Annotated in this window: 17 protein-coding genes; 13 read left to right on the forward strand and 4 right to left on the reverse strand. The window is 56.5% G+C overall.

Annotation, left to right across the window (positions count from 1 at the left end):
* Window positions 1–96: 96 nt before the first annotated feature.
* From HMPREF3042_RS07350 to HMPREF3042_RS07370, 5 genes are all read left to right on the forward strand, one after another.
* Window positions 97–1,230, forward strand: coding sequence for a TerC family protein (locus tag HMPREF3042_RS07350; RefSeq protein WP_016422604.1), 1,134 nt, complete (start codon window positions 97–99; stop codon window positions 1,228–1,230).
* Between the two features lie 31 nt (window positions 1,231–1,261).
* Complete coding sequence (gene pgsA, locus HMPREF3042_RS07355; protein WP_016422605.1) at window positions 1,262–1,828, forward strand: CDP-diacylglycerol--glycerol-3-phosphate 3-phosphatidyltransferase; 567 nt, start codon at window positions 1,262–1,264, stop codon at window positions 1,826–1,828.
* A gap of 24 nt (window positions 1,829–1,852) precedes the next feature.
* A complete protein-coding gene (locus HMPREF3042_RS07360; RefSeq protein ID WP_070601592.1) occupies window positions 1,853–2,395 on the forward strand; it encodes a CinA family protein in 543 nt (180 codons plus the stop codon).
* Window positions 2,396–2,518: 123 nt separating this feature from the next.
* Window positions 2,519–2,881, forward strand: coding sequence for a helix-turn-helix domain-containing protein (locus HMPREF3042_RS07365; protein ID WP_370523079.1), 363 nt, complete (start codon window positions 2,519–2,521; stop codon window positions 2,879–2,881).
* A 140-nt stretch (window positions 2,882–3,021) separates the two neighbouring features.
* Window positions 3,022–3,849, forward strand: a complete 828-nt coding sequence (locus tag HMPREF3042_RS07370) for a PspA/IM30 family protein (protein WP_070601528.1) — start codon at window positions 3,022–3,024, stop codon at window positions 3,847–3,849.
* 5 nt (window positions 3,850–3,854) lie between these two features.
* On the opposite strand, the gene HMPREF3042_RS07375 is transcribed toward HMPREF3042_RS07370, so the two are convergent.
* The 3 genes from HMPREF3042_RS07375 to HMPREF3042_RS07385 are packed head-to-tail and all read right to left on the reverse strand — an operon-like array spanning window position 3,855 to window position 5,815.
* Complete coding sequence (locus HMPREF3042_RS07375; RefSeq protein WP_070601527.1) at window positions 3,855–4,475, reverse strand: energy-coupling factor transporter transmembrane component T family protein; 621 nt, start codon at window positions 4,473–4,475, stop codon at window positions 3,855–3,857.
* Window positions 4,472–5,173 (reverse strand): energy-coupling factor ABC transporter ATP-binding protein, encoded by a 702-nt coding sequence (locus HMPREF3042_RS07380; protein WP_070601526.1) that lies wholly within the window; start codon window positions 5,171–5,173, stop codon window positions 4,472–4,474. Before HMPREF3042_RS07380 ends, HMPREF3042_RS07375 begins: the two co-directional genes overlap by 4 nt.
* A 33-nt stretch (window positions 5,174–5,206) precedes the next feature.
* The gene (locus HMPREF3042_RS07385; RefSeq protein WP_070601525.1) at window positions 5,207–5,815 is read right to left on the reverse strand and encodes a biotin transporter BioY; all 609 of its coding nucleotides are present in this window, start codon (window positions 5,813–5,815) and stop codon (window positions 5,207–5,209) included.
* A gap of 88 nt (window positions 5,816–5,903) precedes the next feature.
* On the opposite strand from HMPREF3042_RS07385, the gene HMPREF3042_RS07390 reads away from it, so the two are divergent.
* From HMPREF3042_RS07390 to HMPREF3042_RS07410, 5 genes are all read left to right on the forward strand, one after another.
* Window positions 5,904–6,137: a DUF3046 domain-containing protein gene (locus HMPREF3042_RS07390; protein WP_083308240.1), complete on the forward strand. Its 234-nt coding sequence runs from the start codon at window positions 5,904–5,906 to the stop codon at window positions 6,135–6,137.
* Window positions 6,138–6,441: 304 nt separating this feature from the next.
* A complete protein-coding gene (gene recA / locus HMPREF3042_RS07395; protein WP_070601524.1) occupies window positions 6,442–7,545 on the forward strand; it encodes a recombinase RecA in 1,104 nt (367 codons plus the stop codon).
* A 43-nt stretch (window positions 7,546–7,588) separates the two neighbouring features.
* Window positions 7,589–8,197, forward strand: coding sequence for a regulatory protein RecX (locus HMPREF3042_RS07400; RefSeq protein WP_070601523.1), 609 nt, complete (start codon window positions 7,589–7,591; stop codon window positions 8,195–8,197).
* A gap of 106 nt (window positions 8,198–8,303) precedes the next feature.
* Window positions 8,304–9,851, forward strand: a complete 1,548-nt coding sequence (miaB, locus tag HMPREF3042_RS07405) for a tRNA (N6-isopentenyl adenosine(37)-C2)-methylthiotransferase MiaB (protein WP_083327441.1) — start codon at window positions 8,304–8,306, stop codon at window positions 9,849–9,851.
* On the forward strand, window positions 9,844–10,527 hold the full coding sequence (locus HMPREF3042_RS07410) for an Rv2732c family membrane protein (protein WP_246816304.1): 684 nt from the start codon (window positions 9,844–9,846) through the stop codon (window positions 10,525–10,527). Before miaB ends, HMPREF3042_RS07410 begins: the two co-directional genes overlap by 8 nt.
* A gap of 233 nt (window positions 10,528–10,760) precedes the next feature.
* Here the strand turns inward: HMPREF3042_RS07410 and HMPREF3042_RS07415 are convergent, their stop codons facing one another.
* A complete protein-coding gene (locus HMPREF3042_RS07415; RefSeq protein WP_070601521.1) occupies window positions 10,761–12,125 on the reverse strand; it encodes a DUF349 domain-containing protein in 1,365 nt (454 codons plus the stop codon).
* Window positions 12,126–12,286: 161 nt separating this feature from the next.
* On the opposite strand from HMPREF3042_RS07415, the gene HMPREF3042_RS07420 reads away from it, so the two are divergent.
* The 3 genes from HMPREF3042_RS07420 (at window position 12,287) to dapF (ending at window position 14,916) form a co-directional block, all read left to right on the forward strand.
* Window positions 12,287–12,991, forward strand: a complete 705-nt coding sequence (locus tag HMPREF3042_RS07420; RefSeq protein ID WP_070601520.1) for a class III extradiol ring-cleavage dioxygenase family protein — start codon at window positions 12,287–12,289, stop codon at window positions 12,989–12,991.
* A 67-nt stretch (window positions 12,992–13,058) separates the two neighbouring features.
* Window positions 13,059–13,961, forward strand: a complete 903-nt coding sequence (gene miaA / locus HMPREF3042_RS07425; RefSeq protein WP_070856759.1) for a tRNA (adenosine(37)-N6)-dimethylallyltransferase MiaA — start codon at window positions 13,059–13,061, stop codon at window positions 13,959–13,961.
* Window positions 13,962–13,992: 31 nt separating this feature from the next.
* Complete coding sequence (gene dapF / locus HMPREF3042_RS07430) at window positions 13,993–14,916, forward strand: diaminopimelate epimerase (protein WP_070856695.1); 924 nt, start codon at window positions 13,993–13,995, stop codon at window positions 14,914–14,916.
* The last annotated feature ends 28 nt before the right edge of the window (window positions 14,917–14,944 follow it).

Below are 14,944 nucleotides of genomic sequence, written 5' to 3' on the forward strand. Positions count from 1 at the left end.
CGCACATCGAATCCCGGTGCCGTCACTTTTGCCACTATGGCAGAAGCAGGAGAGACCTCCGGTTCATGTTCGCACGACCGGAGGTCTTTTTTTAATATGCATGTCCCCGCATTGGTATGGATTATCACCATTGTGGTCGTCATGGGTTTTATCGCCTTTGACTTCTATGCACACGTTCGCACGCCGCATAACCCAACTATGAAGGAAGCCGGCATCTGGACCGCTTTCTACGTAGTCTTGGCATTAATTTTCGGCGGAATGGTGTGGTTGTTATGGGATCACCACCGAGGCATTGAGTTTCTATCGGGCTATATCACCGAAAAGGCGCTCAGCGTAGACAATCTATTTGTCTTTGCACTCATCATCGGCGCATTCAAGATTCCGCGCCAGTACCAACAAAAGGTTTTGCTGTTCGGTATTGCGATGGCGCTGGTATTCAGAGGCCTGTTCATTTGGGCTGGTGCGGCAGTTATTGCCAAGTGGTCTGACGTTTTCTACCTGTTTGCAATCTTCCTGATTTACACGGCTATCAAGACGGTGTACGACGAAGCCGTCGATAAGCCGGAACCCGATCCGTCGGATATGAAGCTGATTCAATGGCTGCGTCGAATCGTCCCAATTTCGGACCATTACAACAAGGACAAGCTGACCGTTAAGGAAAACGGCAAGCGTTACTTGACTCCACTTGCCATCGCGCTGGTGTCCATCGGTTTTATCGATGTGATGTTTGCGTTTGACTCTATCCCGGCTATCTACGGCCTGACGGATGAGGCATATATCGTCTTTACTGCAAATGCCCTTGCTCTCATGGGGTTGCGACAGATGTACTTCCTGCTCGACGGTCTGCTGGATCGCTTGGTGTACCTGGCTTATGGCCTGGGTGTCATCCTGGCCTTTATTGGTGTGAAGTTGCTGTTGCACGCACTGCATGAAAACAACCTGCCGTTTATCAACAGCGGTGAGAACGTGTCGGTGCCTGAAGTATCGACCTGGGCGTCGCTGGCGGTCATCGTCATCGTTCTGGTGGTGACTGTCCTGGCATCGTGGCTCAAGAGCAAGCGTGATGAAAACATGGGTGCGATTGCCCTTCCGCGTGTTCACCACGATGATGATGGAAGCCGCGATGGCCTCGGCTCTCACGCCTCCTCTACTTCTGTCAGTGAGGGGTCAACGTCGGCCGGAAGCGAAACTAACGGTTCACACACCGGTAAGAACGAGCCTGGGCGTTAATCGAACACGATTGTGAGATAAGGTAACAACTGTGACTGCTCCAAGTGCTGATACAAGCCGTGTTTCCAACTGGAACTTGCCCAATTTCCTGACCGTGCTTCGCATCCTCGGAGTACCGGTGTTCCTGTGGGTACTTCTTCAGGAGGGCGGCGAAGCCACCAATTGGCGCTGGTGGTCGTTTGTCGTATTCGCGCTTCTGATGGCGACTGACAAGTTGGACGGGCACCTCGCACGTAGCCGTAACCTCATTACCGACTTTGGCAAGATTGCCGATCCGATTGCCGATAAGGCTCTAATGCTGGCTGCGCTGATTGGTATGAACATCATCGACATTCTGCCGTGGTGGGTGACTGTCATCATCGTGATTCGCGAAGGTGGCATCACCATCTGGCGTATGTTCGCCCTGCGTCAGGGGCGTGTTGTTCCGGCTTCTCGGGGCGGCAAGATAAAGACGGTCCTGCAGTCTGTAGCAGTGGGGCTCTTCCTGATGCCAGTGGACTGGTTGTTCTGGCCGTCCTGGATTGTGATGGTTGCCGCCATTGTCGTCACCGTCGGTACTGGTATCCAGTACATTGTGGATGCGCGAAAGGTCTCGTAGAGAAATTAAGTGGAGGGTAAAGCTGTGAACACAGTCGAACGCCTCGCCCAGAGCGACGAAAACGCTGACGGTGTCGATGGCGTTTCGCTTCAACTCATCCAAACGCTTACGGCTCGTGGCGAGACTTTTGCAGCCGCAGAATCACTTACCGCAGGTCTTCTCTGCGCTACAGTTGCCTCCGTACCGGGAGCCTCCGCCGTTCTCCGCGGTGGCGTGGTCACTTACGCCACTGACACGAAGGCGTTGCTTGCCGACGTGCCAAAGGATGCTTTGGCCGCATATGGCCCCGTGTCCGAGTTGACGGCCCGGTATATGGCACTTGGAGTGGCAAATAAAGCAGTGGCGGACTGGGGGATTTCGCTAACTGGCGTTGCTGGTCCAGCGATGCAGGATGGGCACCCAGTAGGTGAAGTCTGGTGTGGTCTGAAACCGCCGGGAGTTTCGTACCTTGATGGGGTAACTGCTGTTAGGTTGCCGGTGAATAAAGAGGGGTCGCGCGCGGAGATTCGTCGTCAAGCAGTGGTATTGGCGTTAGAACTGTTGTTGCAGAATCTCGAGGGTGAGTAGAATTTTTGAAAATTGGGAACAGGTCGGCCCTCTAAAGCGTTAGAGAAAGTGATGACCAACAATACTGCACTTATGACCATTCACTACCCAGAGGTAGATAGCGCTGCTGCTTTGGCGGCTTCGATGGATGCCACAGCGCAGTCTGCGAAGGTGGCCGTAGCGGGGCAGCCAGGATCAGTTGCAAAGTTAACTGCACAGGATTTGGCGGACCGGGAGGATTCCCGGGAGCCTCTGCTGCGAGAGGCGCTGGGAGAGACCCTGCGTGATATCCGTTCGCGTAGTGGACAGACGCTGCGTGAGCTTTCTGAAAATGCGGCTATTAGCCCTGGATATCTGTCTGAGCTTGAGCGCGGCCGCAAAGAAGTTTCATCTGAGCTGCTGGCGTCGGTATGCGCGGCGCTCGGAGTGACCGTGTCGGATTTGATGATGGAAGCGGCTACAGCGATGGCTCTGCACTCGGCGAGCCCTGAATTGGCAGCGATGTAAAAATGGTTGCGCCGGTAGAAATTTATTCCATTGCTCCGGCACTTAGCACCCGAAGAAGCTCGGCATTAGTTAAGATTGGGTGCGCGATAAGCACAGACCTGTGTTGCGGTAGTTGCATTTAGAAAGGTGTATGGAACGCTATGGCTAATCCATTTGTAAAGCTATGGAATTACTTGATGGCCGCTTTTGATTCCAAGATTGAGGAAAACGCTGATCCGAAGGTTCAGATTCAACAGGCTATCGAGGATGCCCAGCGGCAGCACCAGGAACTATCGCAGCAGGCAGCGGCGGTGATTGGTAATCAGCGCCAGCTGGAAATGCGTCTTAACCGCCAGCTCGCTGAGATTGAGAAACTGCAGGGTAACACTCGCCAGGCATTGCAGCTCGCCGACAAGGCTCGTGCTGAAGGGGATACTGCCAAGGCTACTGAGTACGAGAACGCAGCTGAGGCTTTTGCAGCTCAGTTGGTTACTGCTGAGCAGTCGGTAGAAGATTTGAAGGCTCTGCACGACCAGTCGCTGCAGCAGGCAGCTCAGGCTAAGAAGGCCGTAGAGCGTAATTCCATGCAGCTGCAGCAGAAGGTCGCGGAGCGCGCAAAGCTCCTCAGCCAGCTGGAACAAGCAAAGATGCAGGAAAAGGTCTCCGAGTCCCTGCAGTCGATGAATCAGATTTCTTCGGGTTCTACCCCTAACCTGGATCAGGTTCGTGACAAGATTGAGCGTCGTTACGCTAACGCTCTTGGCCAAGCTGAGCTGGCTCAGAACTCCGTTCAGGGGCGTATGGCTGAGGTAGAGGCCGCAGGCGTTCAGCTTGCTGGGCACACTCGCCTGGAGCAGATTCGCGCAGAAATGAACGGCGGCAACGAGCTCTCTGGTGGCGAGGCTCAGAAGTCCATTGAGGGTAACGCCGCCTCCAGCGTTGATCCTGCAGTCGCTGAGCGCATGCGCCAGCTGCGTGAGGGAAACTAGTTCTGCTACTCGCCCTCGCCGCGGGCGATTAGCGAATCGCCCATTGCCTTCGAGCGGTTGATGGTCCGAATGACTACGGGTACGCCGAAGGCGAGGATGGAACCGGTGGTGCCTCGGGCTTTTCGGGCTTCCAGCACCTCGGTAGCGGCCATAACCTGAAGCGGAATCATACGCAGCGTCAGTGATAGCGCGAGCGCGATGGTTTCGACTGGTAGGCCGAAACGGGCGAACGGCCGCATCGCAGTGGTCAAAGTATCCATGATGTCGCTGACGCGGGTCGTCAGCGTTAGCAATATGGCCACTGCGATTGCAGCGAGAAGCGCGAGGAAGGTCGTCAGCGCTTGCTCACCTCCGGCGCGCCACCACAGGAGAAGCGAAAGCAGCGCCAAAATGATGACGGCCCCACGGAGCTGTCGAAAAGCAACCATGGGTGGCACCTTGGCCACCGCATAAGCGAGGGTGACAATTGCCAGGGCAATCGCCCCGCCTAGCCACGTATCCACGAGAATCCCGGTCAGCAACAGAAACGCGATGACGCTGATGAGTTTGGCGGCAGTCGGTAGCCTATGTACAGGTGAATTGTGGTTAAGGTAAAGCCCTAGGGGGACATTGGCCGGATGCATCATAAGCGGCCTTCTTCCGCACGCGTCATATCCCTGACATATCGGTCAATAACTTGCTTTGGCTCCCCGTCGTCGACGATTTCACCCGCGCTTACACGGATAACTCGGTCAAAGTCCACAATAAAGTCCAAATCGTGAGTTACCACGATGACTTGCTGCTCAAGCTGGGCGAAAATATTCCGAATGTGGAGACGGTTGCGCAGGTCAAGAAGCGTAGTGGGCTCATCGGCGATGATGGTCGTGGGGTTGAGAATCAACACGGCCGCCAGAGCTAGTAGTTGTTTTTGCCCACCGGAGAGCAAGTGCGGCGAGGCGTCAGCATGATCGGCAAGCCCAAACCGCTCGAGAGCTTCTTGTACGAGCTGGTTTCGCTGATCTTTTGGCAGTTTTCGCTTGCGGAGTGAAAAGGCAATGTCCTCTGCCACTGTCGGCATCACAATTTGGTTATCCGCATCAGAAAAAATGAAACCGACCTTCTTGCGGATTTCCTTTGCCTGCTTTGCGACATTCATGCCTTCGTATGTGACCGTGCCGCCAGTGACCGCACCCAGGCCGTTGATCAGTCGTACCAGGGTAGACTTACCGCCGCCGTTTTCGCCGATAATTCCAATGCGCTTCTCTGTGAGAGTCAGCGTGGTCGGCTGCAGTATTTGACGTCCCGAATAGTTCGCGGCCGCACGGTCAAAAGTGATGGTGGGCATGGTGCGACTCAATGACCTTTCTGAGTGTGTGGGTTACTCGGCCGTGTTGGCTGCTTCCTTTATTAGGCGATTCTGCTTGCGGTTGGCAGCGTCGGGAAGCAAATCTGGGAAAGCTTGTAGTACTGCCGTAGCGATTAGCGCGGCTACGACAACCTTGGCGACATCGCCTGGAATAAATGGAACGTTCGTAATTAGTGCGTCGGTGAAGCTGAGCCCCATGCGCCAGACCAATCCGAGAGAGCCGAAGAAGTACTGCAATAAAACGCCGGCGAGACCCGCGCCGATGAAGACGGCGATGCGTGGGCCCTTCGCCCTGGGTGCTTGCTGGGCAATTGCTCCGATGACGAAACCGGCAATCAGGTAGCCGAAAATGTAGCCGACCGTGGGGCCTGGGAGCGCGGCCAGGAGTGGCTTCCAACCGGCCATGTTCGGGACGCCCACGAGACCAACGGCCAGAAACAGGGTAGTGGCGAGGCCGCCGCGTTTGAATCCGAGAATCATCCCGGCCAGTGCGATGCCCATGTTCTGTAGAACGACTGGCACGCCTAGTCCGCCAACGGGAATGGCGATACCGCCGAGCACGATGATGAGTGCTGCAAAAGCGGCGATAATAGTGAGATCATACACCTTGGAATTATTCACGGCTTATATCTTAATCCCCGAGGTTGAGCACTGTTCAGGCAGGGGAGTCGCATGCAGTCGTGCAGGAAAAACGGCCAGGTAGGAATAAGTGACAGCTATCTTGTACCTTGGTCTCATGCGATTGGCCGATTTTCACAACTTCGTCAACCACGAATTTGGCCCTCAGCATGGCCCGTGGCTGTTGCATTCCCATGTGCTGATGGGGTACGGCAAAACTCCCGCGGAACTACTCGAAGACGGGGTCGAACCTCGAGATATCTGGTGGGCGCTGTGCAGGGAACATGACGTTCCTGAAGACCGCTGGTACGGTCCCGACGAATAGGCTACGGCGTAGGCGTCGGTGAATGCTTGCCGACGACCCTTGCGTGGCGTTGCCATTCGAACAGGGTTTCGCATATTATCGAAAGTGCTGATGAAGTCAATCCGTCTGATTCGGTATAACTTCCGGGTGTAACCGACAGTAGAGGTGTCGCGGACCAATTTGGAACCAGAACGGTAGATTTCGCGCCTAACTAAGTGTGAGCGAAGTTTCTGTTTTGGATGAAAATCGGGACACAGATTCTCTGAGTACGGCTCCAGAACCCGATACCGTACGCGACAATGACAATGAGGAAGAACAACAAACTATGGCTCGTAAGAAGGCTACGGCTTCGAACCAGGGTAATGATCGCCTGAAGGCGCTCGATGTAGCTCTGGCGAATATTGAGAAGGACTTTGGTAAGGGTGCAGTTATGCGCCTGGGAGACGACAATCGTCCTCCAATTCAGGTTATTCCCTCTGGCAATATCGCTATCGACGTGGCCTTGGGCCTGGGCGGTTTCCCACGTGGTCGTATCGTAGAGATTTATGGTCCAGAATCCTCGGGTAAGACCACAGTCGCACTGCATGCTATTGCAGAGGCGCAGCGGCAGGGAGGTATTGCCGCATTTATTGATGCGGAGCATGCGCTGGATCCGGTCTATGCGCGCAAGCTTGGGGTAGATACGGATAACCTTCTGGTATCCCAGCCAGATACTGGTGAGCAGGCACTTGAGATTACGGATATGTTGGTGCGTTCCGGCGCTATTGACATCATCGTCGTTGACTCGGTGGCTGCGTTGACGCCGAAGGCTGAGATTGACGGTGAAATGGGTGATTCCCACGTCGGTCTGCAGGCGCGATTGATGAGCCAGGCGCTGCGAAAGATGACGGGTGCGCTGTCTAGCACCGGCACTACTGCCATCTTCATTAACCAGCTGCGTGAAAAGATTGGCGTAATGTTCGGCTCGCCGGAGACCACCACGGGTGGTAAGGCGTTGAAGTTCTACGCTTCTGTTCGCTGTGACGTGCGCCGGATTCAGACGTTGAAGGACGGCCAGGATGCGGTGGGTAACCGCACTCGCTTGAAGGTGGTCAAGAACAAGGTGTCGCCGCCGTTCAAGCAGGCAGAGTTCGACATCATCTACGGTGAGGGCATTTCACGTGAGGGCTCGTTGATTGACATGGGCGTTGATAGCGGCATCGTCAAGAAGTCCGGTTCGTGGTTTACCTACGAGGGCGATCAGTTGGGTCAGGGCAAGGAAAAGGCTCGTATGCACCTGCGTGAGAATCCAGAAATTGCCCAGGAAATCGAAGTCAAGATTAAGAAGAAGCTCGGCGTCGGGGAATTCGCTGAGGTAGAGGACGAGACCGATATCGATGCCCCTGTCGATGTCGTGCCGGACATCGACTTCGATGATTTGGAAGACTAGCTAGCTCGAGGCGTAGTGCCGCGACACATGAAAAGTGAGGACCGTGGAGGATTGCAACGGCCGCGATGTGCGGGAGACTATCGAAAAGCTTGCTCAGCAGATTGCGGAAGCTGACGGTAGTTCGCTCTACGATGCGGGGCGTGAGGAATCCAAGGCTCCGATTCGTGCTAAGGCGCTGCGCTTGCTCGATCAGCGAATGCGTTCCCGCAAGGAACTTGTAGAAAGGCTCGAAGCAGTCGAGGAGTTTCCAACCTCGATGATTGAAGAAGTCGTTGATGACCTGACCCGAAGCGGATTGGTTAATGACGAGCTTTTCGCATCCGAATGGGTGCGGCAGCGCTTTGCCAGTCGCGGTAAGTCGAAGATGGTTTTGAACCGGGAACTGCAGGAAAAGGGTATTGATGCTTCGCTTCGTACTGATGCGTTGGAGCAGATTACGCACAATGCGGAAGAAGAAGTCGCCCGGAAGCTAGCGGCGAAGAAAGCGGCCACTATTAAATCAGTGGCACCTGACTTCAACGCCAAGCAAAAGGATTTACGCAAGGTTGTCGGTGTGCTGGCGCGGCGCGGTTTCCCCTCCGAATTGTCCATGAACATTGCTCGGGAACAGCTAGAAAATCGCTACCGAGAACTCGAAGCGGACACAGATTAGCGCCGGTGACACCGCACGCCGGATTATCACGCCGGCGGCGGACTGGTCAGGTTTAAAGGAATTGCTGATTGGGGAAATGGACCATAAACAGCTAACCTAAACTGCCGTGACTACCCCTTCTTTGAACTCTCAGCAGCAGTCTTCGCCTCGCACATATGAGGTACGTACTTTCGGTTGCCAGATGAACGTCCATGACTCGGAACGACTGTCTGGCTTGCTGGAAGAAAACGGTTATGTAGCGGCTGCAGAAGGCGAGAATCCCGATCTGGTCGTTTTCAACACCTGTGCCGTTCGAGAGAACGCGGACAACCGCCTGTATGGCACATTGGGGCAGCTCAAGCCAGTCAAGGATGCTCACCCAGGCATGCAGATTGCCGTCGGTGGTTGCTTGGCCCAGAAGGATAAGGACGTCGTCGTAAAGAAGGCCCCATGGGTGGACGTCGTCTTCGGTACACATAACTTGGGTTCGTTGCCAGCACTGTTGGAACGCGCCGCTCATAATGACCGGGCTGAAGTCGAGATTAAGGATGCTCTGGAAGAGTTTCCCTCGGTGCTGCCGGCTAAGCGTGAATCCACTTACGCAGGTTGGGTGAGTATCTCCGTAGGCTGCAATAACACGTGCACCTTCTGTATCGTCCCCAGCTTGCGTGGTAAGGAACGCGATCGTCGTCCGGGAGAGATTCTTGCTGAGGTGCAGGCACTTGTGGAGCAGGGTGTTACTGACGTCACCCTTCTCGGCCAGAATGTCAACGCCTATGGTGTTAACTTCGCAGACCCAGACATGGAACGCGACCGCTCAGCTTTTTCCAAGTTGCTGCGCGCCTGCGGCCAGATTGAGGGGTTGGAGCGTGTGCGCTTTACATCTCCACACCCAGCTGAGTTCACCGATGATGTCATTGACGCCATGGCGGAGACACCGAACGTGGTTCATCAGTTGCACATGCCACTACAGTCCGGTTCCGACCGAGTGCTGAAAGACATGCGCCGTTCCTACCGCACCAAGAAGTTTCTGGGAATTCTGGAGAAGGTTAGGGAAAAAATGCCGGATGCGGCCATTACCACTGACATTATTGTCGGTTTCCCAGGCGAGACTGAAGAGGACTTCCAGCAAACTCTCGACGTGGTGGAAAAGGCTCGCTTTAGCTCGGCGTTCACCTTCCAATACTCGCCTCGCCCAGGAACTCCGGCGGCAACGATGGCGGATCAGGTTCCACCAGAGGTCGTGAAGGAACGCTATGGTCGTCTGCTAGCGCTCCAAGAGCGTATTTCCGAGGAAGAAAACGCCAAGCTAGTCGGCAGCGAAGTCGAGCTGTTGGTAAGCCAGTCCGATGGCCGTAAAAATGCGGAGACTCATCGCATGTCAGGTCGGAGTCGGGATGGTCGCCTGGTGCACTTCAGCCCGTCGGAAAGCGAACCTGGTGTCGTTGACCGAAAGATTCGCCCAGGTGACTACGTGACAGTGCGCGTGACCGACTCTGCACCACACTTCCTGATTGCCGACTCCGGCGTGCTGACGCACCGTCGCACTAAAGCGGGGGATAATGTGGAGGTCGGTCAGATTCCAACGACCGCTCCGATTGGAGTTGGTCTGGGCTTGCCAAAGATTGGGCGCCCGGAGAAAACGAAGGTAAGTGAGGGATGCGGCTGTGAGTAGCGACAAGGCTTCGCCGGAAAGTGATATGGAATTCACCAGTGAGCAGTCGGTGGAATCTGCGCAGGCACTGCGGGTTCAGGAGCGCAAGGCCGCCGGCGAGCTGGATCTCGGCCGTGCGGTGATTCCGATGATGGTTGCCGTCATCGGCCTCATTACGAGCTTCTTCCTTCCACATTCGGGCGTCGTTTTGGGCTTTGATGTGCTGCTGGATACGGATGTTGCACATCAGTACTTCACGACGCGCCCGGAACGAATTTACTCCATTCTTGTGGTGGTAGGCGTACTGCTGGCTATTGCCACGCTGATTACGCGGACGACGATTCTCGCGTTTGTCACCTGGTTTTTTGCCTGCATTCAGATGGTCTACTCAGTCTTCGCTGGCTGGATGCGTCAGTCTCGTCCACAGGAACTTGCTGGGGAAGGTATTTCCTTTGGCCTGATGCTCGGCATTTTCTGCAGTTTTCTACTGGCCATTTCCGTGACTTTCATCGCTTTCCGACGCAGTAAGGAGCAGCTCGCAATCGCGACGAAACGTCGCAAGCACGCTGACACCGATCCGGTACTGCGAGCACAGCAGGTTTACCTGCGTGCGGGCCTGACACCGAATACAACTACTGATGTAGAGGTCGTCGACGACCGCCGTGAACGCGCACGCCGACGCAATCGTGGCCAGTAGGGTAGTAGCGCGCACAATGTCTCTCAACGGGCTGGCGAACAGGACGAGCAGATCAGCGACGAGTAGTGAGATTCTTTAACTAGCGCAGTAAGAAAGGGGCTCTCTTCCATTTGAACTACTCCCACTAGTCGGTAACTGATTTCTCAGTCCAACTTTCGGGGACCAGTTCAGAAGAGAGCCCCTTTCTTTTAACCATCCACGCGTTGCCAGAGCATAGCTGAGCCAAGCTTTTGTTAGAGCTCCTTGAGAGTCGCCGCGGCCTGCTCTGCCCACTGTCGCCACTGTTCGGCCTGCTCCCGAGCCTTGGCGGCCTGAGAAGCCTTGCCCTTTGCCTCGAGTTCGGCGGCTTTCTGTTCAAACTCCGCTGCGCGGTCGGCGAACTGCTGGACGCGAGCCTGTGCTTCGGGGTCGGTGCGGCGCCACTGCGAATCGGCAGCATCGGAGACGCGCTTTTCCAGTGCGCCAATGCGGTTTTCATACTCACGCACACGACCACGCGGCACGTAGCCGATGGCCTCCCATTTCTCTTGCAACTGACGAAGTTCGCTGCGAGCGTGCTCGAGGCCCTTGGAGGGATCAATGCGGTCTTCGTATTCAGCCAGTAGTGCGTCCTTGGCCGCGGCGTTTTCCTCGAACTCCTTGTCTCGAGCTTCGTTGACCGCGTTGCGAGCACCAAAGAACTCATCCTGGGCGGCCTTGAACTGCGCCCACAGCTTGTCATCGACCTCGCGTGGCGCTCGACCAGCGGCCTTCCACTCTGCCATCAGGTCACGGAAGGCAGCAGCGGTGCCACCCCAATCAGTGGAGGTCTTCAGGGCCTCAGCTCGCTCAATGATGTCCTCCTTAACGCGGCGAGCAGCCGCACGGTTGCGGTCCAGCTCCGCAAAATGGGCACCGCGGCGGCGGTTGAAAGAATCACGCGCGCGGGAGTAACGGCGCCAGAGCTGATCATCAGTTTTGCGGTCGATGCCGCGAATCTGCTTCCACTCCGTGAGAATTTCGCGGATACGGTCGCCGGCGGCCTTCCACTCGGTGGAGTTCTCTGCGAGCTCCTCGGCCTCTGCGGCGAGCTCTTCCTTACGTGCGATGGCGTTCTTACGGCGCTCTGCCTTGTCGTGAGCGACTTTTTCCTCTGCGACGTGGGAGGTGGCAATGACCTCTGCAAGGCGCTTATCCAGCGCATCGATATCGCCGAGGACTGCGGCGGTGGAAAGGCTCTCACGCAGTTCAACTGCGTTGTGGGAAATGGTCTTTGCCTCCTGCGGGTGGGAGACTACACGAGATTCCAGTAGCTCGACCTCGGTGGCCAGATCCTCGTAGCGCTTGCCGTAGTGGGCGTAACCCTCTTCTACGGTGCCAGCCTTCCAGGAACCAATATTGCGCTCGCCGGCGCTGGTGGTCAGCCAAACAGTGCCGTCTTTATCAATGCGGCCAAACTTTTTTGGATCATTGTGGACGGCATGTGCCACAGCGGCCGACCCCGCAGGCGCTGGAGTAGCTCCAGGGGTCTTACGATGAGCCGGCATTGAGCCTGGTCGAGGTCCCGGACGTGGACCCGGGCGTGGACCTGGCTTAGGGGAATTGCTGGTACCGGTCATAGTGGGTAAACCTCTTCCAATCTTCATGCAGAACTGCCGCGCGACACGGCTGCCATCAAACACTTACGGTATGTGCTCGAGTATCCCAAAAATTTTGGCACAGCGCGCGTAACACCGCCGGAATAAGGCATCGACTAGCCCCTCACGGTAGCGTTGAGGACGTGAATTCGCGTTTGCCTCGGCTTGTTATCGTTCCACGTGCGCTCCTCATCGTCGAGGAGCTGGGTGGGTTTGCAGCTATCTCCACGGAATTGCGCCGTCAAACCCGTGAAACTGTTGCGACGCTGTGGACAGATGTCGAACCCGGGGACCCCGGCGCGGTCGCCATTATCACTGGCAGAATGCAGGCGAAGTCCCCGCATCAGAACAGCGCACCCGGCAGTTTCTCCACGTATGGGGTTGATGTCACGGTGTCCGGCGGAACCGAATTACCTGAGCTGCTGGGGCGCTGGCTTATCGAAGACTACGCACGACGGAATTCTGAAGGACACACTGGCCGCGTCATTCAGGCAACGTGCTTCGAGTCTATCGACGGGGCACTCGCTGCCGGTCACACGCGTCTGCTTGTGCTTGTCGACGGCGCATTCGGCCTTGCGGACGATTCCCCGGTCGGCGTAATTGAGGGTGCAGCGGAGGTTGATGCGCTGTGCAGTCTGATTGCTGGGCAGGACTGCTCCACCGTTAACGTGGAAAATGTTGTGTTTCCAGCTCCCGGCGCGTACGCAGCCGAGTTATGGCAGCAGCTGAGTAAAGCTGCTGAAAGCTGGATGGGGGCTGGAATGACCGTCGTGAAGCGTTCTTACTATGACGGGGCGCCTTATGGCATCGGTTACCACGTGGCCAGCTGGCAGTGTGTTGCGGAGTAAGAGCTCGCGTTTTTAGTTTTTGTGCAGGAGTGTGAACTGGGTCGTGACGGCTTTGGAGAGTGAGAGCTTGCCGGTGCCGATTGCTGTGGTGGGGCCAACGGCATCGGGAAAGTCGGATTTGGGGCTGGTACTTGCGGAGCAGCTTGGCGGTGAGGTCGTCAATGTTGATTCGATGCAGCTGTATCGAGGAATGGATATCGGAACAGCAAAGCTGTCGGTGGATCAGCGGCGGGGGATTCCGCACCACCAACTCGATGTTCTGAACGTGACGCAGCCGGCGAGTGTGGCGACGTATCAGCGTGAGGCGGTCGCGGATGTTGAGGCCATTCGCGCGCGGGGGAAAGTCCCGATCCTTGTCGGCGGGTCGATGATGTATGTGCAGGCGTTGGTGGACGACTGGCAGTTCCCGCCTACGGACCCTGAGGTACGTGCGAAATGGGAGGCAGTGCAGGACGAGATCGGTCCGGCGGCGTTGCATGATCGGCTGGCAGAGATTGATCCGGATGCGGCGGCGATTATTGAGACCAACGACCCGCGACGCACCGTCCGAGCCTTGGAGGTTATCGAGCTGACAGGCAAGCCGTTTGCAGCGTCGAAACCGTCAATTGATAATCCGCCGCGGTGGAATACGCGCATATTGGGATTGCGCACGCAGGCGGAATGGCTAAATCCGCGGATTGAACAGCGCACGCGGGGCATGTTTGCCGCTGGTCTGGTAGAGGAAACTGAGAGTTTGATGGCGCAAGGGTTGCGCGAAGGTGTGACCGCTAGTCGCGCGATCGGCTATGCACAGGTGCTGGACCACTTCGATGGGGTTTACGATTTGGATACGGCTTGTGAACGCACGATTACTGGTACGCGCAGGTATGTGCGGCGTCAGCGCTCCTGGTTCAACCGTGATCATCGAATCACGTGGCTAGACGCTGCCGGTGACGTGCCGGGACAGGCTTTTTCTGCGCTTGGGCTTTAGCCGGTTCGGCTGTCCCGCTAGCATCGAGGGCATGGTTTCATTTGCCAAAGGCCACGGTACGCAAAACGATTTTTTGATTTTTCCAGATGATGTGGTGTCGATCGAAGTGACCGAATCACTGGTCGCAGCAGTGTGCGATCGACAACGTGGTCTTGGCGCTGACGGCGTCCTGCGGGTTGCCCGTGCGGGGAAACTCGTGGATGCCGGTGTTTTGACGGCATTGCCGGAGGGGGTTGAGGCTGACGATTGGTTTATGGACTACCGCAATAGTGACGGTTCTATTGCTGAGATGTGCGGGAATGGAGTGCGCGTCTTTGCACACTATATTGCCGCGATTCACAGCCCGGACAGTGTCGTCGACGGAACATTGCGGGTGGGCACTCGAGCAGGACTGCGCGCTGTCTCGATTGATGAGCTCAGCCGCCGGCATGCGGTTGTCGGGGTGGACATGGGGCAGCCGGAGGTCCTCGGCCTCGCTACTGCGTTCATCGGTTCGGGCAACAACGCGCAGAAATTCGCCGGGATTGGTGTCGACGTGGGAAATCCGCATTTGGCCTGCGTCATGCCGGGTCTGAATGCCGCCGCTCTGGCGGAGCTGGAATTGGAGGCGGCGGGTAGTGCTGCGAAGCCAGTGCGTGCCGACGAAGCCATGTTCCCGAACGGCCTCAATGTGGAAATTGTCACCCCGCTGGATGCCTCTGATTCGGTGTCCATGCGAGTAATTGAACGCGGAGTTGGTGAAACCCGCTCGTGTGGCACCGGCACGGTTGCGGCAGCTATTGCCGCGCTGGCCGATGCCGGCCGGAGCGAGGGAGCTGTGACAGTCAAGGTGCCCGGTGGAGTGGTGACTGTGGATGTACGCAAGGCCAGTAATGCTGATGGGGCCTTCTCCGCAACGTTAACTGGACCGAGCGTGATTCACACGCTCGGCGATATTGAACTGGAAGCCCTGTGACTGGTAGCTAGTGCAGCAGGAGCGCTAG

It is taken from the genome of Corynebacterium sp. HMSC074C05 (assembly GCF_001838325.1).
Classification (GTDB): domain Bacteria; phylum Actinomycetota; class Actinomycetes; order Mycobacteriales; family Mycobacteriaceae; genus Corynebacterium; species Corynebacterium amycolatum.